The organism is Arthrobacter sunyaminii, from assembly GCF_018866305.1.
GTDB classification, from domain to species: domain Bacteria; phylum Actinomycetota; class Actinomycetes; order Actinomycetales; family Micrococcaceae; genus Arthrobacter_B; species Arthrobacter_B sunyaminii.
Map to the genome: position 1 here is coordinate 397,095 of NZ_CP076456.1, position 20,887 is coordinate 417,981.

The window sequence follows — 20,887 nt, forward strand, 5'->3', positions numbered from 1 at the left end:
TAGCGCGGAGACGGGGAGATTTGAACTCCCGGTGGGCTTTAGGCCCACACTTCATTAGCAGTGAAGCCCATTCGGCCGCTCTGGCACGTCTCCAATTACCCTCTGGTAGCTTCCGCTGCCAGCCTGACAAGACTACCCATAAGGGCCCGGTAAGAGCAAAACGTCCCGGCCCGGAGAGCCCCGCGCCGCCGGTTGGTTAGGCCGTGCCGACCCGGTGCAGGCGGCCCGTCAGGGCTTCCCACAGGAACTCATAGGACATAGCGTACATGCGCGCCGCCTGGCGGTTGTCGGATGCACCGGCGTGGCCGCCTTCCAATGCCTCGTGGAACCAGACCTGCTCCACTCCCATCGCCTTCATGCGGGCTGCCATTTTCCGCGCCTGCACCGGACCCACCCGGTCGTCACTGGTGGCCGTCCAGATCAGCGTGGGCGGATAATCGGCGTCGTCCTTGAGCAGGTGATAGGGCGAAAAAGTCTTAACAAACTCCCACTGCTTCGGATCATCCGGATCGCCGTACTCGGCAATCCAGGAATACCCGGCGGACAGCTTGGTGTAGCGGCGCATATCCAGCAGCGGTACCCCGCAGGAAACAGCCCCGAAGAGGTGCGGATAGGTGGTGAGCATGTTGCCGACCAGGAGCCCGCCGTTGCTGCGTCCAGTGCAGCCCAGGCGTGCCCGGGAGCTCACGCCGCGGTCGATCAGGTCCTGCGCCACCGCCGCGAAATCCTCGTAGGCCCGGTGCCGGTGTTCCTGCAGCGCCGCGCGGTGCCATTCGGGGCCGTATTCGCCGCCGCCGCGGATGTTCGCCAGTACATAAACGCCCGCGCGCTTTATCCCGGATTCATCGGTGAAGCTGCGTTCCAGCCAGCCGCGGCCCACCATTCCGCTATAAGCGGGGGTGAGAGCCTGTTCGAAGCCACCGTAACCGTTGAGCAGCGTGGGATTGCCGCCGTCGAGCACCAGGTCCTTGGGCCCCACCTGAAAGTAGGGCACCCGGGTTCCGTCAGCGGAGACGGCAAAGTGCTGTTCAACGGTGCAGGAGGAGGCGTCAAAGAACGACGGCGATTCCTTCACCACCGCTGCCCCGCCGCCTTCAGCCTGGCCGAGGGTTCCGCGTGAGAGCGTGGACGGGGTGAGGAATCCGGTGCTGATCAGCCAGTAGTCATTGCCGGCTTCCTCGTCCTCGTCATCCACGGCATAGGCATCAACACTGTGCAGCGGCGGGCAGGCGTCCAGGGCCGACGCCGTCCAGCCGTTGGCCGGATCCAACACCGAGATCTGCGAAGAAACATCATGCAGCAGGTTCAGCAGCAGGTAGTCCCGGGTCCAGCTCCAGGACTGCAGCGACGTGGCCGGGTCCGGAGTGAACAGCGTGAGAAGATCCCGGCTGCCGGCCAGGAAGACATCAAGATCCGCCGCCAGCAGGGACCCGGCAGGGTGGACGGTTTCGCCCAGCTGCCAGTCCGTGCGGGGACGCAGCACCAGCCACTGCCGGTGCACGTCCACGTTCACGTCCAGCGGCACGTCCAAACGGACCCACTGGTCACCGCGGCGCAGGAAGGTGGAGCTGTTGTAAAAGTCCACGATGTCCACCGCCAGGTCCCGCTCAAAACCGGGCGTCTGGTCGTGCGCCACCACCGCCATCATGTGGTCTTCAGGCACCTCGAAATAGGGAAGGGCATCGGCGAGCTCCATCCCGCGGCGCAGAATCCGGCTGGTCCGCGGATAGGAGGAGCTGGTCATGGACCCGGGGCCAAAGTCGGTGCCGACGTAGAGCTCATCCGGCCCGGCCCAGCTGATGCGGTTTTTCGCCGCAGGAATGTCAAAGCCCCCGGGAACAAAGGCGCGGTCGACGACGTCGAACTCCCGGTAGCGGGCGGCGTCACCGCCGTCCGGGGAGAGAGCCACCAGCGCCCGGCGGTACGGGCCGCCGTCAGTGGGGCGCAGGAACGCCGAACCGCCCCAGACCCACTCCATGTTCTCGGCGAGGCTGAGCTCGTCCACGTCCAGCAGGATTTCCCACTCCGGATTGTCGGTGCAGTAGTTTTCCCACGTGGTGCGGCGCCACAAACCCTTGGGATGCTCGGCGTCGCGCCAGAAGTTGTAGTAATGCCCGCCCCGCTTGGTTGCCATCGGTATCCGGTCGGTGGAGTCCAGGACTTCGAGCAGACGTTTCTCGGTGTCCTCGAAGCCCGTTTCGGAGAGCAGGTCCTCGGTGACCTTGTTCTCCGAGCGCACCCAGTCCAGTTGCTTGTCGCCGTAGATGTCCTCCAGCCACAGAAACTCATCATCAGCGAAGGGACCGGGCAGGTCAGGAGTCGAGGAAGTCATGTGCCCATCCTAGGGGCGGATGCCACAGGCAGCGGCTAGCCTTCGGGCCGGACAGCCATTTGTCCGCCCCGCCGAAAAGGTGAACCTACCGGTTAGATACTCTTGAAGCATGATCAATACCACGCAGAGCTTCCAACTGGCCGTGATCGGAGCGGGCCCGCGGGGGATCTCTGTTGTGGAACGTACGCTGGCCCGGTACCTGGCGCTGCCGGAACCGAGCCGGCCTGCCCTGAAAATCCGGGTCATCGATCCGTTCAATCCCGGTCCGGGCCATGTCTGGCGCACCGGCCAGTCCCGGCTGTTCCTGATGAACACGCCCTGCCTCTTTCCCACCGTGGTTCCGGCCGGCGCCACCGCCGATGAGCTGGCGGCATCGCCGTCGGGCCTGTCCTTCGACCAGTGGCGGATACTGATGACGGATCCGGGCGCCGGCACGGACCTGCCTGCTGCCGACCGCGACGAACTGGCACAGCTGACACCCGGTGCCTTTCCCAGCCGCGCAGTGTACGGCCGGTACCTCGAATGGACTTTCGCCCGGTTGCAGGAAGCGGCGCTCGCAGCCGGCGTGGAACTGGACCATGTCCGCTCCGAAGTCCTCAGTCTCACCAGGCCGGAAACCGGTGCGGGCTGGGTGCTTGAGGTGGCAGGCGAAGGCACGCTGGACGCAGACGCCGTCGTGCTCGCCCTCGGCCACCTTCCGGCAGCCCTGAGCGCGGATCAGGACCGGCTGCGTGATGCCGCGGACCGCCACAACCTGCGCTACCTGCCGCCCGCAGTTCCTTCCGACGTGGATTTCAGTGTGTTTCCCGCCGGCGAGCCCGTACTTGTCCGCGGACTCGGGCTGAACTTCTTCGACATCATGATTCAGGTGACCACGGGCCGCGGCGGACGCTTCCTGCCCAGCGGACTGCCTGCGGGCCGGGCGCTTCGCTATGAGCCCAGCGGGCGTGAACCGGTCCTGGTGGCAGCCTCGCGGCGGGGAACCCCGTACCGGGCTAAGGCGCGGCTGGACTCTTACGTGCCGCGCAGCGTTCACCTGCGCTACTTCACTGAAGAAGCCGCAGCAGCCTTCAGGCAGCAGGGAATCCTGCCCGGCTTCGACCATGATCTCTGGCCGCTGCTGCACCGCGACGCCGTTTGGGCCTACTACTCCACACTTGTCCGGGTGGCGGCGGACGAGCTGCTGGAACCCGCAGAGCTGTTCCTCGAAGAGCTCCGCGCGGCCCTCGATCTTCCCGGCCCCGAATGGGATTCGGTCAAAGAAAAAGTTCTGGACCGCTTCGTGCCGGCGGACCGGCGCACCAACCTGGAAGCTTTGGCCCAGCCGCTGGGCAGGCGCCCCTACCGCGGCGCGCATGATCTGGACAACGCCGTCCTGGCCTATTTGGAGGACGACGCCGCCGGTTCCGCAGCAGGGGAGGACGATCCCCTGAAAATGGCGATTGGCGCCCTGAACGCCGGACGCACGCTGCTGAAATCCATAGTGGCCGACGGCGGACTGGCCGATGCATCCTGGCTTTCCGAACTGCGCGGCTGGTTTGAGCCGCTGGTGGAAGGGCTCGCGAGCGGACCTCCACCCGAGCGGATCGAACAGCTGGCCGCTCTGGTGCGGGCCGGCGTCGTGCACTTCGTGGGTCCGGACCCGCGCTTTGACATCGACGAAGCGCGCGGTGTGTTCACCGGTTCCTCGCCCTGGTCCGGCACGGAGTACGCCGCCCGGACGCTGGTGGAAGCGATGATGCCGCCCAACCGCGTGGACCGGAACATCTCCCCGCTGCTCGGCGGAATGCTGCGCGACGGACTGGTGCGGCCCAAGGTCATGATGGCGGCGGACGGAACGGCTGTGATCACCCCCGGCCTGGATGTCACCCTGCCGCCGTACCGGCCGGTGGGGATCAGCGGTGAGCCGCAGGAGAACCTGTATGTACTGGGGCTCCAGCTTTCATCGGTCCAGTGGGGTACCGCAATCGCGGCTGAAGCGGGTTCCCCGGCCGGCGCAGGCGCCCGAACACTGCGGGATGCGGACGATATTGCCTCGGCGCTCCTGGCCTCAGCGGCCGGCCGCGGACAAACCGGCGGGGCAAGCAAGTACCAGCGGGCGAACGCCGGCAGTTCGAGCTGACCCGTTCCTTGCCTGCGCGCGCGGGCATGCCTATGCTCAGGCGATGTCTGCGAAAACGATGCCGGGGGACTCAGGAAAGGCGCTTCGCCGGGAACGGGCTGCGCTGCTGGCGGCCGGGCTCACCTACGGTCCTGCTGAGCTGATCGATTTCCTTATCCCGCTGTGGGCGGGAATCGCCCTGGGGGCGAGTGCCTCGCAGGTGGGGTTGCTGATCGCGGCGGAACTGCTCGTCTCGGTTCTGGTCCGGCCTCTGGCGGGACGCTTGGCCGACAGCAGGGAACGGCGGACTCTTGCCGGGATCGGTGCAGTCATTTACGGGGTGTCCTGCTGCGGCTACGCCCTTGCAGATTCCCTGCCGACGGCGTTTGCCGCTGCCGTTGTGGGTGGTGCCGGCGGAGCCGTCCTGTGGGTGTCCCTGCGTGCCATGGTGAGCGAAAGATTGGCGGCAGACTCCGGAGTCTTTGCCCGGTTTATGTCCGTGCAGTCCACCGGTTCATGGATCGCCTTTGTCGCCGGGCTGACGCTGCTGGGACAGACGGACCTCTTCGCTCCGGTGCTCGCAGGATGCGGTGCGGCCTGCATGGTTGGTGCGGTGGCGCTGTTCACCAGCCCTGTCCGGCTTGCCCGGATTCCGGACGGCACGGGAACGGCCGGGGGAGAAAGCGGCGGGTCCCGGGCCGTCGCCCGGCGGGTGCGGCCCATGCTGATTGCTTCAGCCACTACCACTGTGGCAGAAGCCGCTGTTTCCGTCCTGCTGTTGCTGCACCTGCAGCGGGGATTCGGACTGGGTGTCATTGAAGCCGCTTATGTCTTTCTTCCCGGAGCCATTGCCATGATGGTCCTTCCTCCCGTGCTGCATAAAGCCGTCCTGCGGATCGGGCGGCGGCGGGCGGTCATGGCGGCGTCCGTTTTCAGTGCGGTCTTTGCCGTGTCGCTGGCATGGGTCGGCAGCCCGGTGCTGGTCTCGGTCCTATGGATCCTGAGCGGTGTCGCGTTTGCCGTGCTGATGCCGGTTGAACAGGCCGTGGTTGCCGAGGCAGCACCGAACAGTGTCGGCACTGCCATGGGCATCTACACCGCCGTGGGACTGCTCAGTGCGGCCGCCGGCGCCCTTGCCGCAGGGGCGCTCTACGAGTTCAGTTCCTGGCAGGTAGCCTGCCTGGTTTCCGGGGCCTTGATTCTCAGCGGTGCAGTGCTGGGCCCGTGGGCAATCCGGACACTGGGTGTTGCTGATGTCCCGGCCGACGCATCACCGGTTCTTCCGGGCTGATCCTGACCGGGGCTCCGATCCAGTGTCCCGACGGTGCCGCTTACCGCGGGATATTCGCGCATCGCCTCTTCACTCGAGGGCTTGTTCCGGCGCCGCGTTCTGCCGCAGCATCCGGCAGAACGCGGCACTGTTCTCTGCGGGCCACCAGTGTCCGCCGTCGACGGCGCTGATCCGCAGATCCCGAACCTCCTCGCGCAGCCCGTCCGTCAGCCGCGGAGACAGGAACGGATCCTGCAGCGGAACCACCACGTGCACGGGAACGCCGATGAGGGGTGGGAGTCCTCCGGCCGGAACACCGGACCCCAGCAGGTTGGCCCGGTACAGCTGCAGCCCGCGGATACCGTTGTCTGTGGCTGTTTCGGTGCTGGTTCCCGCTCGCTTCGCGTAGCGCGGCCCGAGAAGCCGCCACAGGAACTCCGGCAGCACGGGAAGTTGGAAGAAGGCCACATACGTACTGCGCACTGCCTGCCCCGCTGCCAGCAGCCACCGGCGCGGAGACCGCAGGGACGCGGCAAACCAGCGCCGCAGGTGACCGATGTCCGGACCGGAAATGCTGGTGAAGCCGAGGATCGTGCCCTCGGCCCGGGTATCGCGGACTGCAGCCCAGCACTGGATAGACCCCCAGTCGTGGCCCACGAGACGGACCGGCCCGGTTTCTGCCGATGCCAGCACCGCGTAGAGATCATTGACGAGCAGCGGCAGCCGGTACGGAGCCAGGGGGCTGCGTTCCTGGTTGCTGTCCACCCGTGACGCACCCGCATTGCGGGTGTCGTAGGCGAGGACCCGGTGGTCCGCAGCCAGATCCTCGATCACACTGCGGAACACCGTGTGGTCATCCGGGTAACCGTGCACCAGGAGCACGGTGGGTGTCATCGGTGCCGCCGGCAGCCCGTACTCGAAAACGGCCAGCCGGGCGCCGTCGTTCTCCACTGTCCACTGTCGCCTCGCCTGCATCGGCTCCCCCTTCATCTGCGTGGTACCCGGCAAAAGAACGATGCCGTCCCGGCAATCAGCCGGGACGGCATCCTTTCAGCTTTCAGCTCCGGGTGGAAGCTGAACCCGTTAGAACGGGTACTGCCGCGGCTCACGCTGCAGGGTCACCGTGTGGTCGGTGGTGAATTCCTCGATCGCCCATTCGCCGTTGAAACGTCCCAAACCGGAGTTCTTCTCGCCGCCGAAAGCCACATGGGCCTCGTCCTGAACGGGGATGTCGTTGACGTGCGTCATACCGGCCTTGATGCGGCGGGCAAACAGAACGCCCCGGTCCAGATCCGAGGTGAAGACCGAGCTCGCCAGTCCGAGATCACTGGCATTGGCCAGCGCGAGGGCGTCTTCGGCGTCGGCCGCGCGGATGATGCCGGCGATTGGACCGAAAATCTCCTCCTGGAAGAGCTCCATGTCCTTGGTGACATCGGCAAAGACGTAGGGGGAGAGGACCTGTCCGTTGGTTTCGCCCTCCACCACCAGCCGTGCACCCTGCTCCTGAGCCAGCTCAATCTTCCTCTGCAGGCCTTCGAGCTGCTTGGCGTTGATGATCGGGCCCACCGTGGTCTGCGGGTCCGTGGGATCCCCGGACTTCAGCGTCTTGGCGTGTGCGACAAACTTCTCCACGAACTCGTCATAGACGGCATCCTCGACAATGATCCGGTTCACGGCCATGCAGATCTGCCCCTGGTGCAGGAACTTGCCCATGATGGCGGCCTTGACGGCCTGGTCCACGTCAGCGTCGGCGAGGACCACAAAGGGACTGTTGCCGCCGAGCTCGAGCGCCACATGCTTCAGCGTGGGACCGGAAGAAGCGAGGGCCCCGAGGTTCTTGCCCACCGGGGTGGAACCTGTGAAGGAGATGAAGGAGGGGACCGGGTGCTCCACAAAGGCGTCACCGATTTCAGACCCGGCGCCGACGACGACGCTGAGGACGCCTGCGGGAAGCCCGGCTTCCTCGAAGATGCGGGCGATCATCAGGCCGCCGGTCACCGGGGTGTCCGAAGCGGGCTTGAGGACGACGGCGTTGCCCAGTGCCAGCGCGGGTGCCACGGAGCGCTGGGACAGGTGAAGCGGGAAGTTCCAGGGGCTGATGACGCCGACGACGCCAAGCGGGCCTCGGTAGACGCGGGACTCCTTGCCGGGGACGTCGGACTGCAGGATCCTGCCGGACACCCGGTGCGGGAAGGTGGCCGACTCCTTGGTGATGGCGCGGGCGGAATCAACCTCGATGTTGGCCTTGATCACGGTGCTGCCGGATTCGGCGGCGAGCCAGGCGATGATCTCGTCGCGGCGCTCGTCGAAGATTTCCGCTGCGCGTTCTAAGACGGCGCGGCGGGCCGCAGGTGTCTGCGCCGCCCACTGAAGCTGGGCCTTGGCCGCTGCGGTGTAGGCCTCGTCCAGGTCTTCCCGGGACGCCTGGCGGATACTCATCAGTTCGGTGCCGTCAAACGGGCTCTTGTCCGAGAGGGTCTTTTCCGAGCTGCCGTCGCGCCACTGCCCGGCGATGTACTGCTTCGAAGGAATCCAGTCCGTGAGGGCCGGAGCTGGTGACTGAACCTGCGTTGTCATGTGTTTCTCCTTGGAGTCTCGAGGCATGTCCCCGGTTCAACCGGGTGCTGGTCGCTTTCATTCCCCACTGTTGGACGGCACCGCTTCGAGCCAGTGGGCTGCGGAAGGTTCCTGCAGCCTCTGGACGGCGGTGAAAGAGGAGACCTACGATACAGACACGGCGGGCTCTGAGGGGATCGCTGGAAGTACGTTGTTCTGGCCACTGCACCCAAGGATGGCACTGCATGTCGACGCTCAAGTACTCCACTGATGAATCCGGCACCTTCGTTGCGCCGCGCGTCGTTCCGCTGTCCAAGGGACGCATCGTCGTCAACTGGATCACCTCGACGGATCACAAGACGATCGGGTACATGTACCTGATCGCGTCGTTCATCTTCTTCTGCCTGGGCGGGGTGATGGCCCTGGTGATCCGCGCCGAGCTCTTCGAGCCCGGAATGCAGATCCTGCAGACCAAGGAGCAGTACAACCAGCTGTTCACCATGCACGGCACGGTCATGCTGCTGATGTTCGCCACGCCTCTGTTCGCCGGCTTTGCCAACGTCATCATGCCGCTGCAAATTGGTGCACCCGATGTTGCCTTTCCCCGGTTGAACGCGCTGGCTTTCTGGTTCTTCCTCTTTGGCAGCACCATCGCGGTCAGCGGGTTCATCACGCCTCAGGGCGCGGCGTCCTTTGGATGGACGGCCTATGCGCCGCTGTCCAACACCACGTTCTCGCCCGGGATCGGCGGGGACCTGTGGGTGTTCGGGCTGGCCCTGTCCGGGTTCGGCACTATCCTGGGCGCAGTCAACTTCGTCACGACGATCATCTGCCTGCGCGCCCCCGGCATGACCATGTGGCGGATGCCGATCTTCACCTGGAACACGCTGGTCACCGCCATCCTGGTCCTCATGGCGTTCCCGCCTCTGGCAGCAGCACTGTTCGCCCTCGGAGCGGACCGCCGGTTCGGAGCACACATCTTTGACCCCGACCGCGGCGGCTCCATCCTGTGGCAGCACCTGTTCTGGTTCTTCGGCCACCCCGAGGTCTACATCATCGCCCTGCCGTTCTTCGGCATCATCTCGGAAGTGCTGCCGGTCTTCAGCCGGAAGCCGATCTTCGGGTACAAGGGGCTCGTCTTTGCCACGATCGCCATTGCAGCCCTGTCCGTCACCGTGTGGGCCCACCACATGTACGTCACCGGTGCGATCATGCAGTCCTTCTTCGCCTTCATGACCATGCTGATCGCCGTACCGACCGGCGTGAAGTTCTTCAACTGGATCGGCACCATGTGGCGGGGATCCATCACGTTCGAGACGCCCATGCTGTGGAGCATCGGCTTCCTCATCACGTTCCTCTTCGGCGGCCTGACGGGCATCATCCTGTCCTCGCCGCCGCTGGACTACCAGGTCTCTGACACCTACTTTGTGGTGGCACACTTCCACTACGTGATCTTCGGAACCGTTGTGTTCGCCATGTTCGCCGGCTTCTATTTCTGGTGGCCCAAATTCACCGGGAAGATGCTTAACGAGCGTCTGGGCAAGATCCATTTTTGGCTGTTGTTCATTGGGTTCCACGGCACGTTCCTGATCCAGCACTGGCTGGGCGTTATCGGCATGCCGCGCCGCTACGCCGATTATTTGGTGGAGGACCGCTTTACCGCCATGAACCAGCTGTCCACGATTTCCTCCATGATCCTGGGTGTTTCAATGATTCCGTTCTTCTGGAACGTGTACATCACCTGGCGCCGGGGACGCCGGGTGGACGTGGATGATCCCTGGGGCTTCGGGTGTTCGCTGGAGTGGGCCACGTCCTGCCCGCCGCCGCGCCACAACTTCACCTCCCTGCCCCGCATCCGGTCCGAGCGTCCTGCCCTGGACCTGCATCATCCGGAGCTGAAACCGCGGGCCAACGAGGACACGGACAACCCCATGGTCAAGGTCTTCGGGGCTGCGGATATGGGCAGTGAGAAGCCCAATGATCCGGACCCGCGGGACTAGCTGTCTGAAGGCAGCCAGCGGGTCTGGACCTGCCGCCGCGCGGGGTCCAGCGCGGTTCTAGACTGGAGCCGAGGGTTCTCGAACGATCGTGCGGACCACAGCGCATGTGCGGGGTCTGCCGCCCTCGACCCCGTCGGAAGGACACCAGTCATGAGAGCTTGGCAGTACATGGGGAAGCAGCAGCCGATCCAGCTGAACGAGGTTGAGGAGCCGGTTCCCGGTCCCACCCAGGTCATTATTGATGTGTTGGCTGCAGGCCTGTGCCACTCCGACGTGATGTACATGGAGGTCGGGGACCAGGCCATGCCGTTCCTGCCGATGACGCAGGGCCATGAGAACGCCGGCGTCATTACGGCGCTGGGCTCGGAAGTCACCGGCTTCAAAGTGGGGGACGTGGTGGGCGTGAATTCCGCCGGCGTCCAGCCGCCGCTGGGCATGTTCACCCCCGGCGGCTTCGCGGACAAGCTGGCCGCGGATTACCGCGATCTGGCCCGCGTTCCGGACGGCCTGGACATCTCCCTTGCCGCTTTGGCCACGGACGCCGGCATGACCTCGTATCACGCGATGATCAAGGCCGGCGGTGCGAAGAAGGGCATGAAGGTCGGCGTCATCGGCTTCGGCGGACTGGGGCAGATCGGTGCCCGCGCTGCGGTCCTGGCCGGGGCCGAGGTGCACGTGGCTGAGATGAAGGAAGAGGCTTGGCCCGCGGCCAGGGAAGTCGGTGCAGTTTCCTGCGTGAAGGATGCCGCGGAATGGGTGACCGATCCGCGGCGGGGCGGCGACTTTGACCTCGTGGTCGATTACGCCGGTTTCGATACCACCCAGAAAGCCGTGAATGCGATTAAGCGCGGCGGCAAGGTTGTCCAGGTCGGTTTGGGCAAACAGACGTTCACCATCCTGACCACCTCGATCCTGGGCAAGACCATCGAAGGTTCGCTCGGCGGCACCGTGGCCGACATCGAGGAGGTCTTTGACCTGATGCTCCGCGGCGAGATCACTCCGGGCTACGAGGAAATCACGTTCGACCAGATCGGCGAGGGCCTCGAGCGGCTGAAGAACAACCAGGTTCTCGGCCGGCTCGTTGCCCGCTTCGGGAACTAAGGTTTCCGCGCCTTAACGACGACGGTGGCTGCGTACCATTCCGGTGCGCAGCCACCGTCGTGCTTTAGCGGGCAGATCCCCGCGCGCTCAGTAGAGGAGCACCGGGTTGATCAAGACTCCGGTGGACCGGTGAATGGCCGGCGGGGCAGCAACGAGAAGACCCGTAGATACACCGGCGGCCTTGAGCTTGGCCACAGCGGGTCCAAGCAGGCAGTTGTCCACCAGGCAGAGACCGATGGCCCAGATCAGGTTGTGCACTTCCAATGCTCCGCGCGGGTTGTTACGTGCATCGTGGAAGTCCCACAGCACCAGCCCGGGGTCCTGAGCCGCTATCCACTCGGCTCCCTCTTCCCCGATGCCGGGGCGGGCCACCGCGGCGGCTCCGCTTGGATACACGTTGCCCGCTGCCTCGTAACGGTCCCGGCCCTGGTAAATGATCAGCGCATCCCCGGCTTCCAGCGTCACGCCTGTGGCGGTAAGCGCGGCGTCCAGTTCAGCAGCGGTGACGGGCTTCTCCGCAGTGATCCACTCCACGCCGCGGGCAGCGGCGACGTCGAGGACGACGCCGCGGGTGGCGATCCCGTGCTGCGCCCAGTTCACCATGGTGTCCTCATCAGTGGCGGTGTTCTGCACCGGGATGGATCCATGCCATGTCCCATCCGCACCGATATGTGCCAGCCCGTCCATGTGCGTGTTGTGGACGCCGTGCGGATCGTAGGAGATGACCTCGCCGCCGTGGGCAGCGCGACCGTACACGCCGATCTGTTCCTTCAGGTCCACGGCGCCGTGGCCGGCGGGCATCTCGGACAGGCCGAGCGCCTCCCACTGGCCCTTTTCAGCGTCCGCCCGCTGTCGTTCGGCGGCCAGACTGGCCGGACGGGTTTCCACCTCGCGTTCAAGCGAGACGACACGCCCGCGTTTGATGTGGGCGGCGCCCCGCAGCCGGGCTGCCTCGTCGATGAGTGCAACCGAGCCGCGGCACTGCTGCCCTGTTCCATGCCGGTCGACTTCGTGCTTTGCCGCGATTTCACGTACCCACGGGGCGAGCGGATCAGTATCCGGTACGGCTGTCATAAGAACTCCATCCTGCGAAAGGTAATGATTGGTGCCCGCGTTCGGTGCAGGCGGTACCTTGTGGTCTGCTTGTGGTGGTCCGGGACGGTCAGTCGAGGGGGAAATGGCAGGCCGCAAACTGCCCCGGGCGTATCTCGCGCATTTGCGGTTCTTCGATTGCGCAGGTGGCCTGTGCCAGGGGACACCGTCCCCGGAAGCGGCAGCCCGTCGGCGGGTTGAGGGGAGACGGAAGATCGCCCGTCAATGCCGGACCGGCGAAGCCATCCTCGAGCTCCGGGGAGGGGACTGAATCCAGCAGGCCCCGGGTATACGGATGGGCTGGCCGTTCGTAGACCTCCACCGAGTCGCCGAACTCGCAGGTCTTTCCGAGGTACATCACTAGGACCTTGTCACTGAAGCTGCGGACGACCCCCAGATCGTGCGCTATGAACACGACGGTGAGGTCGTGCTTTTGCTTAATGTCCTCCAACAGGTTGAGCACCTGGGCCTGCACCGACACATCGAGCGCGGACACAGGTTCGTCACAGATGAGCAGGCCCGGGCGAAGGGCCAGCGCGCGTGCGATGGCAACGCGCTGGGCCTGACCGCCGGATAGCTGGCGGGGCATCGCGTCGGCATATCGTTCGCTGGGGAGTCCCACCTCGGTCAGCAGTTCAGGCACTACTGCTGCCCTCTCCCGCCTGGTCTTACCCCCGATGGCAAGCCCCTCCGTGATGAGCTCCTTGACGGGCCGGCGGGGGTTAAGGGAACTTACGGGATCCTGGAATATCATCTGCATATCGCGGCGCAGCTCACGCATCCGGGAAGGAGGAGCGCTGTCTATATTCTCGCCGCGGTACCTGATGGTGCCGCGCGCTATCGGATCGAGGCGTAGGACGGCCCGCCCGGTGGTTGACTTGCCGCAGCCGGATTCGCCCACGATGCCCAGGGTTTCACCCTGTAAAAGGTCGAAGCTGACACCGGAGACGGCTTTAAAGCTTCCATGCCCCGTGTGATATTCGACCTCGAGATCCTCAACGGATAAAACAGCTGACTCGCCTCGCAAATGTGCGTTACCGCTACCGGCCAACTCGCTCACCTTCTTTCTGGGGGATGGGGTGCAGGCAGGCCGCGGCGTGGCGGTCGGCAAACACGGTAACGGGTGGCTGCTCCATGGTGCACTCTTCAGCAGCCGCCGGGCACCGTGGTGCGAAGCGGCAGCCCGAGGGCGGGTCCGTTGGTGAGGGCAGCGACCCGGGGATGACGTTGAGGGGGGCGTGCCGCGGATGGTCAACGGTGGGTGTGGCTCCCAGGAGGGCATGCGTGTAGCGGTGCCGGGGATCGTTGAAGACAGCCCGGCTGTCACCGATTTCGGCCAGTCGTCCTGCATACATCACGGCCGTGCGGTCCGTCCGTCCGGCCACAACGTGCAGGTCATGCGAGATGAGCATGAGGGACATGCCCCGCTCTGTCTGGACGCGGCGCAGCAGGTCAAGCACCTGCCGCTGGATCGTCACGTCCAGGGCTGTGGTTGGCTCGTCGGCTATCAGGAGGTCGGGTTCACAGGCGAGGGCAACGGCGATCATGATCCGCTGGCGCATCCCGCCGGAAAGCTCATTAGGGTAGGACCGCAAACGGCGTTCGGGATCCGGAACTCCGACCTCCTTGAGGAGCTCAAGTGCCCGCGTCGCGGCCTCGCTGCGGCCGATACCGAGGTGGAGCCGCATCCCTTCCGTCAGCTGGCGCTCCACCCGGACAACGGGGTTCAAGGACCGTCCCGGATCCTGGAAGACCATCGAAATCTGCTTTCCCCAGATTTCCTGCAGTTGCTTTCGGCCCAGACCGGAGAGGTCTCGTCCCTGAAAGACGATGCTCCCGGTCCGTGCTGAACGCGGAGGCATCAAGCCCATGATGGCGCGCGCCATTACGGACTTTCCCGAACCGGATTCCCCGACGACTCCGAGTGCTTCGCCTTTGTCCACTGACAGGCTGACGCCGTCGACGGCCTTGACGATGCCTCGTGGAGATCCGATGTAGGCATGAAGGTCGTTGACCTCCAGAAGCACTTTTTCGGTCATGGGTTGCTATCTTCCTTTGTCGAATGGTCCCGTAGGGCCCGGGAACGGGCCCTACGGCGTCGAGTTACTGCTGCAGCCAAATGTCTCCGGCGGCGGGTGTGGTGTAACCGAACATGGTTACGCCCTGTACCTTGTCGTTGGAAATGGCTCCGTTGAGGAACTTTTGGTACAGCAGGTACGGCGAGGTCTCAACCAGCCGCTGCTGGACCGTTTCATAGTGCTTCTTCTCTTCCGCCGGGTCGGTGGCTACTAGGGCGGCATCGAGAGCGGCGTTCAGCTCGGCATCGTTGATCCGTGAATAGTTGGTGCGTTCGGCTTCTCCGTTGAGTGCACCCCAGAGGCGTGAGGCGGGATCAACGAAGGCCAGGGATGAGGTGGCGAGCTGGTAGTCGCCCGAAGTTGTGACCACTCCCTGCTCTGATGTATCCCGCTGGTCAGCCGTGATGGTGACGTTTTCATACTCGGCGATCTGCGCCTGGAGGGCGTCGAAGGTGACGCTGCCGGTGCCCGGAAAAACGGTGTAGGTGAAGTCGACGGGCTTGCCCTCGTCGGCCAACTCATCGAACAACGCCTGCGCTTTTTCCGGGTTGTACGTGTGCAGCGGAATGTCTGAGTAGAAAGGTGATTCCTCTTGGAACAACGTCTCCGGAGGCGTGCCGTTACCGCGGTTAACTGCAGCGGCAATCTGTTTCATGTCGATGGCATAGGACAGTGCCTGGCGTGCCCGGACATCATTAAACGGTTCCTTTGCCGTGTTGACCATAAAGCCCACTCCGCCGTTGAAGGTGTAGATATGGTTCGTGAATCCGGCGGCTTCGGCATCGATGAAAGTTGTTTCATCGGAGTTCAGGATGATGTCGGCCTGTCCGGCGATCAGTGCGTTGAGTCGTTGCGTGTTGTCAGCAACCCCCTGGATTTCGATGGTGTCAAGGTGCGCCTGCTCACCCACGCTGTTTTCATTTTTCTTCAATTTGAGGACGCCGCCAGGGCTCCAGCTTTCAAAAAGGAAGGGGCCGGCGCCGACAGGGTTCTTATTGAACGCTTCCTGTCCCGCCTCGAGGGCAGTCGGTGAGGCGATCCACTGCAGTGCGTAGATCGGCATGAGTCCGAGGAAACCCGGTGTAGGGACTGTCATGTGCAGGCGTGCCGTCCGGGGATCGACCACCTCTATGTCGGCTATCTGGCTGGCCATTCCTGCACTGGCGGAGCCCATGGCCGGGTCCTTGACTCGGTCCCAGTTGTATTTGAGCGCAGCGGCGTCAAAGGGGGTGCCATCCGTGAACGTCATGCCTTCGCGCGTCACCACGTCCCACGTGGCACCGCCGTCCGGGGTGGTAAAGGACTCGCACAGTCCGCACTCGTAAGCGCCGGTCTCGGGATTGGTGATGACAAACTGGCCATAGAGGGCAGTGAACGTCAGGGGCATGGACGTTGAGCTGAAGGCCTGGACGGGATCGAATCCGGTTGGCTGGGCCACTTCGAGCACACGCAGCGTTCCGCCATCAACCGGATCACCTGCCGGCCCGGCGACGCCGGAGCTGTCCGATCCGGAATTCCCGTCGCCGCAGCCCGTCAATAGCAGGGCCACGACGAGGGCCGCGGAAAGTCTCTTCGAAATCACGTTGTACCTGTTCTTTCTCTTCATCGAGGATGTGACTGGTTGGGCAACGCATGGGTCTTTCAATCGCGCATGGTGCGGTCGAACCGCATGCGCAGGTTTTCTCCGGCTTGGTTGAGTGCGAAGACGGTGAGGAACAGTGCAACCGCCGGTACGAACACCATGTAGGGTGCGGAGCGGAGTTCAGCTGCGCCGGCGTTGATCATGCCGCCCCAGCTGGGGGTTGGTGGCGGCACCCCGAGCCCGAGGAAGCTCAGTGATCCCTCCGCGACTATGAGGGCGGCTATGACCAGCGGCAGGTAGGCCGCAAGCGTCGGTGTGACGTTCGGCAGGATCTCGCGGAGAAGGATACGTACGTTCGATGCCCCCATGTTCCGGGCCGCGCGGACAAACTCACGGCTGGTCCATGACATGGTGCTGGCCCGGGCCAGCCGGATGAACGTCGGCGTGCTGGTGAGCCCCAGACCGATCAAAAGGACCGGAACGCTGGGAGAGAAAATGGCGGTGATGGCCAGCAGTAGCACCAGGGACGGGAAGGAGAGCAGCACGTCGGCAACCAAAGTAACCACCCAGTCGATGCTCTTGCGGTAGTAACCGGCAAGCAGGCCGAGAATTGTTCCCAGTACAACGCCGCCCGCTGCGGACGCCGTGCCGATAAGCAGTGATATTTGCCCGCCGTACACCATACGCGTCAACATTGAGCGCCCAGCGGAATCCGTGCCCAGGAGGGTGTCCAGCTCCCCGAACTGCGGGGCCTGCCGGGGAGCACCGACAATGGCGTCAATAGCCGGAAGCGGAAGCACCCGGGCAAAAACCGCCAGCAGCACCACCAGCACTATCCAGGTGTAGGAAAGCCAGACCAGTACGGACCACTGGCGTTTTGGCGGAGCGATCGCGGGAAGACCGGGCAGAATGCCTGTCCCTGTTTTCCATACAGGTCGTGTGCTTCTGGTTGTGAGCGTCATGCCGGTACCGCCTTCACGGGAGCAATGGCCTTCTTTTTCGCCCTCCGGGCGCTGTTCCGAACGCGAGGATCGATGATGCCGTAGCCGACGTCGACCAGCATATTGATGACCACGAATGCCACGGCGATGATGGTGACCACGCCCTGGACGGTGATGACGTCCCGCTGGATGATGGCGCCGGAGATGAGCTGCCCGAGTCCCGGAAGGACGAACAGGGCTTCAACGATGATCGTTCCCCCGATTAGCCGGGCCAGGCTCAGCCCGGAAATTGTCAGCAGAGAGAACGAGGATGGGCGGAAGGCGTGGCGGAACATCACGTAGCCGGGACGCATTCCCTTGGCACGGGCCGCGGCAACGTAATCCTCCCGGAGGGTGCCGATGAGGTCTGCGCGCAGGACGCGGTGGAAGGCGGCAATTTCCGTCAGGGCGACGGCGACCGCCGGCAGCAGTGCGCTGCGCAGGTTACCCCCAAGATCAGTGCCGATAGGTATCCACCCCAGTGCAGGAAGCATCCCCAGCTGGACGGCGAAAACGAAAACCAGGATGGGACCGGCCACGAACGCCGGGATGGAGAGGAATACCGACGTCACGGCGTTGATCACGCGGTCGAGAATGCTGTTGGGGAAGGCCGCGGAGAGCACGGCAAGCGGCACGGCGACGCCCATGGCGATCACGAGTGCCAGGACAGCGAGCTCCAAGGTCACCGGGAGCCGCTGCAGGATGGACTCCGAGACGGACATATGGGTAATCAGCGAGGTCCCCAGGTCTCCCTGTACCGCGTTGGTTGCCCAGTCGAAGTACTGCACGAAGAAGGGGCGGTCCAGGCCCAGCTCCTGTTCCAGTGCCGCCACGTTTTCCGCTGTGGCGGACTCGCCCAAGACGACTTCGGCAATGGATCCCGGGGCAAGGCTCATTAGTGCCCGGACGCCGAGCGTCACGAGCACAATCACTAGCAGCGCGTATCCCACGCGCCGGAGGAAGTCAGGCCACCTCACATGGAGCCCCGGGGGGAGGGACTGAGGCTTCGAACCCGGCGCGGGGGGCTTGGCGCCGCTGGATAAGTGGACCGCATTGGACAACTCCTTTGTTGTGGTGCTGGCGTACTGTTCTGTACAACGCAACACGCAATCTCTTCAATGCAACAGTGTGAATGTGACACGTGACACGAAAGACTGTCAAGGATCCCCCATGAAGTCAGGTACAAAGCATTGACAATGGCGTAAGTCCTTGGGAAGCTGCGGATGTGTTTCGTTGTAAGGCTTAGCTGTTCCCTTCAACGAAACAGTATTTTTCAACCCTTCAGACAAGGATGTCTTCAAGATGGTTTTTGACCTCGGATATAAGGGCAAGGTTTGTGTCGTCACCGGCGCTGCCTCGGGGATGGGCAAAGCGCTCACGGAAATTCTGGTTGACCTGGGCGCAAGCGTTTACGCCGTCGATCGGGTGGAGGCTCCCGTCCAGGGGGTCAAGGAGTCCGTCATCGCGGACCTCGGGGATCGGGAGTCCGTGGACGCCGCCTTCCGGCAGATCCCGGATTCAATCGATGCCTATTTCGGCGTGGCAGGTGTCTCCGGAGTGCACACCAACTTCGCCGACACGATGCGCATCAATTTCACGGCAAACAAGTACGTTACGGACAAATACCTGGTCGATCGCATTGCGCAGGGTGGTTCCATCTCCTTCGTGACCTCCAACGGGGGCGTGCGCTGGGAGGATCCCTCCGTTCGCGAGGAACTGATTCCCTTCGCCCACGGCGGCGGCTGGGATGACCTGGCCCGGATCACGGACGAGTACGAGGCGGAATTCGGAACCATTCCGGGCACGCTCGGGTACATCCTGTCCAAGCGTGCGCTCAATTACTGGATCGCCGAACAGGTCGAGCGCTTCGCCGAGCTGGGCCGTGTCCGCATCAACGCAGTGCTGCCCGCCATGACTGTCTCGGGCATGCTGCCGGAGTTCGCTGAAATGAAAGGCGGACAGGAAGCAGTCGAGGCAGATCTGGGTCCCGCCGGCCGGCTCGCGGAGGCCAAGGAAATGGCGCAGGTCCTGGTCTTCCTCGGTTCCGACATGGCCAGCTACATCTCCGGCGCCCACATCTCGGTCGACTTCGGTATGAACGCCCGCACACTCGCCGGACTAGATCCCGAAAAGCTGCGCTGGACCCTGCACGGCGTGCTGAGCCGCCAGCCCGGCCAATAAGCGAGAGCAAACCGCACAGGCAAGCGCCCGGTGCCCCTTCATCCGAGAGAGGTATGCAAGTGACAAATTCTTCTGTACGCGACGAACCCATCACACTCCGCCATCCTGACCGCCTGTACATCAACGGCGAATGGACCGCTCCTGCCGTGGAAGGCGGCTTCGACGTCGTTGACTCGACCACCGAAGAGACCTTCCTGCGTGTGGCCAGAGCGGGCGCCACCGACGTCGACCGGGCCGTTGCTGCGGCGCGCTACGCTTTCGACCACACCTCCTGGTCCTTCCTGGAGCCGGCAGAGCGTGCCGTTTACCTGCGCAAGATGGCGGCGAGCCTGCGTGCCCGCAGCGAGGAGCTCGCTGCCTACTGGAGCCGCGTGGCGGGCATGGTGAACAACATTGCGAACTTCTCCGTCGCGCGCGTTCCGGCACTGTTCGACTACTACGCCGACTTGGCGGATTCTTTCGAGTGGGCGGCCGTCGATACCCCTGAGTTCGCTGCGTTCGGGGCAGTCGTTCAGGAGCCGGTTGGCGTGGTCGGGGCGATCGTTCCCTGGAACACGCCGCTTTCGTTGGCTGCCTACAAGATCGCTCCGGCACTGCTCGCTGGCTGCACCGTGGTACTGAAGGGGCCACCGGAGGCCCCGGCCGAAATGTATGTCCTGGCCGAGATTGCCGAGGAGATCGGTCTCCCGCCGGGAGTGCTCAACGTTGTCATTGCCAACCGTGAAGGGTCCCAGGCCCTGGTCGCCGATCCCCGCGTGGACAAGATCGCCTTCACCGGATCGAGTGCAGTGGGACGCCAGATTGCCGCCGTGTGCGGTGAGCGCCTGGCCCGCTACACGCTGGAGCTTGGCGGAAAATCCGCGGCGGTCATCCTGGACGACTACGATCTCACCGCCGCTGCCAAGGCCATCGCCCAGCAGGAATGTTCCATGGCCGGCCAGGTGTGCATGTCGCTGACACGAGCCATCGTGACCAAGGACCGGCATGACGAGTTTGCCGAAGCGCTGGGCAGCATCTTCGGTGCAGTGCGCGTCGGGGATCCGTTCGATCCGGGGTCTGCAATGGGTCCGCTGGCACTGTCGCGGCAGCGGGACAGCGTCGAAGCGTACATCCGCAAGGGCGTGGATGAGGGAGGCCGGCTGGTGACCGGCGGCAAACGCCCCGAACACCTTGACCGCGGCTGGTTCGTAGAGCCGACCGTCTTCGCCAACGTCGACAACAAGTCGACGATTGCGCAGGAGGAAATCTTCGGTCCGGTCATCTCGGTGATCCCGGCTGAAAACGAAGAGCACGCCATTGAGCTCGCCAACGGGACCGCCTACGGGCTTAACTCCGCGGTCTTCAGCGACGACGTCGAGCGCGCCTACCGGACAGCACGCCGCCTGCACTCGGGCACGGTGGGCCACAACGGCTTCAAGACCGACACTCGGATGGGCTACGGCGGTTTCAAGCAGTCCGGCGTCGGCCGCGAAGGCGGGACCCAGGGCCTGCTGCCGTATCTGGAGTCCAAGACTGTCCTGCTCGACAGCCCGCCGGCACGTTTCCAGAAGTAACCCCGACGCAGGGCGGCCTTCCGCCGCCCTGTGTCCCGGCCGCGCCCGCAGGGCCGGAAGC

15 protein-coding genes and 1 tRNA gene are annotated in these 20,887 nt (G+C 64.3%); 6 read left to right on the forward strand and 10 right to left on the reverse strand.

The window, feature by feature from the left end:
* Window positions 1-5 precede the first annotated feature (5 nt).
* Together KG104_RS01865 and KG104_RS01870 are read right to left on the reverse strand one after the other, a co-directional pair.
* Window positions 6-93: transfer RNA gene (locus KG104_RS01865), tRNA-Ser, on the reverse strand.
* Between the two features lie 103 nt (window positions 94-196).
* Entirely contained in the window at window positions 197-2,332 is a 2,136-nt protein-coding gene (locus KG104_RS01870) for a prolyl oligopeptidase family serine peptidase (RefSeq protein ID WP_207348414.1), read from the reverse strand.
* Window positions 2,333-2,441: 109 nt separating this feature from the next.
* On the opposite strand from KG104_RS01870, the gene KG104_RS01875 reads away from it, so the two are divergent.
* Together KG104_RS01875 and KG104_RS01880 are read left to right on the forward strand one after the other, a co-directional pair.
* Window positions 2,442-4,454: an FAD/NAD(P)-binding protein gene (locus tag KG104_RS01875; RefSeq protein WP_237687253.1), complete on the forward strand. Its 2,013-nt coding sequence runs from the start codon at window positions 2,442-2,444 to the stop codon at window positions 4,452-4,454.
* Between the two features lie 43 nt (window positions 4,455-4,497).
* Window positions 4,498-5,724: an MFS transporter gene (locus tag KG104_RS01880; protein WP_207348415.1), complete on the forward strand. Its 1,227-nt coding sequence runs from the start codon at window positions 4,498-4,500 to the stop codon at window positions 5,722-5,724.
* A gap of 69 nt (window positions 5,725-5,793) precedes the next feature.
* Here KG104_RS01880 and KG104_RS01885 read toward each other — a convergent pair whose 3' ends face one another.
* Window positions 5,794-6,678 (reverse strand): alpha/beta fold hydrolase, encoded by an 885-nt coding sequence (locus KG104_RS01885; RefSeq protein WP_207348416.1) that lies wholly within the window; start codon window positions 6,676-6,678, stop codon window positions 5,794-5,796.
* A gap of 108 nt (window positions 6,679-6,786) precedes the next feature.
* Entirely contained in the window at window positions 6,787-8,280 is a 1,494-nt protein-coding gene (locus KG104_RS01890) for an aldehyde dehydrogenase family protein (RefSeq protein ID WP_207348417.1), read from the reverse strand.
* Between the two features lie 224 nt (window positions 8,281-8,504).
* Here KG104_RS01890 and ctaD point away from each other — a divergent pair, with 224 nt between their 5' ends.
* Both ctaD and KG104_RS01900 read left to right on the forward strand, forming a co-directional pair.
* Window positions 8,505-10,259, forward strand: a complete 1,755-nt coding sequence (gene ctaD / locus KG104_RS01895; RefSeq protein WP_104055875.1) for an aa3-type cytochrome oxidase subunit I — start codon at window positions 8,505-8,507, stop codon at window positions 10,257-10,259.
* 150 nt (window positions 10,260-10,409) lie between these two features.
* On the forward strand, window positions 10,410-11,360 hold the full coding sequence (locus KG104_RS01900) for a zinc-binding dehydrogenase (RefSeq protein WP_207348418.1): 951 nt from the start codon (window positions 10,410-10,412) through the stop codon (window positions 11,358-11,360).
* Window positions 11,361-11,447: 87 nt separating this feature from the next.
* Here the strand turns inward: KG104_RS01900 and KG104_RS01905 are convergent, their stop codons facing one another.
* From KG104_RS01905 to KG104_RS01930, 6 genes are all read right to left on the reverse strand, one after another.
* Window positions 11,448-12,434 carry a cyclase family protein gene (locus tag KG104_RS01905; RefSeq protein WP_207348419.1) on the reverse strand — a complete coding sequence of 329 codons (987 nt, stop codon included), beginning with the start codon at window positions 12,432-12,434 and terminating at the stop codon, window positions 11,448-11,450.
* 88 nt (window positions 12,435-12,522) lie between these two features.
* Window positions 12,523-13,503 carry an ABC transporter ATP-binding protein gene (locus tag KG104_RS01910; protein WP_207348420.1) on the reverse strand — a complete coding sequence of 327 codons (981 nt, stop codon included), beginning with the start codon at window positions 13,501-13,503 and terminating at the stop codon, window positions 12,523-12,525.
* Window positions 13,493-14,491 carry an ABC transporter ATP-binding protein gene (locus KG104_RS01915; RefSeq protein ID WP_207348421.1) on the reverse strand — a complete coding sequence of 333 codons (999 nt, stop codon included), beginning with the start codon at window positions 14,489-14,491 and terminating at the stop codon, window positions 13,493-13,495. Before KG104_RS01915 ends, KG104_RS01910 begins: the two co-directional genes overlap by 11 nt.
* Window positions 14,492-14,555: 64 nt before the next feature.
* The gene (locus KG104_RS01920; RefSeq protein ID WP_207348422.1) at window positions 14,556-16,112 is read right to left on the reverse strand and encodes an ABC transporter substrate-binding protein; all 1,557 of its coding nucleotides are present in this window, start codon (window positions 16,110-16,112) and stop codon (window positions 14,556-14,558) included.
* Between the two features lie 59 nt (window positions 16,113-16,171).
* A complete protein-coding gene (locus KG104_RS01925) occupies window positions 16,172-17,074 on the reverse strand; it encodes an ABC transporter permease (protein ID WP_207348423.1) in 903 nt (300 codons plus the stop codon).
* Window positions 17,071-18,198 (reverse strand): ABC transporter permease, encoded by a 1,128-nt coding sequence (locus KG104_RS01930; protein WP_337925762.1) that lies wholly within the window; start codon window positions 18,196-18,198, stop codon window positions 17,071-17,073. Before KG104_RS01930 ends, KG104_RS01925 begins: the two co-directional genes overlap by 4 nt.
* A 196-nt stretch (window positions 18,199-18,394) precedes the next feature.
* Here KG104_RS01930 and KG104_RS01935 point away from each other — a divergent pair, with 196 nt between their 5' ends.
* Both KG104_RS01935 and KG104_RS01940 read left to right on the forward strand, forming a co-directional pair.
* A complete protein-coding gene (locus tag KG104_RS01935; RefSeq protein WP_207348425.1) occupies window positions 18,395-19,273 on the forward strand; it encodes an SDR family oxidoreductase in 879 nt (292 codons plus the stop codon).
* Window positions 19,274-19,332: 59 nt separating this feature from the next.
* Complete coding sequence (locus tag KG104_RS01940; protein WP_207348426.1) at window positions 19,333-20,826, forward strand: aldehyde dehydrogenase; 1,494 nt, start codon at window positions 19,333-19,335, stop codon at window positions 20,824-20,826.
* Window positions 20,827-20,887: the final 61 nt, after the last annotated feature.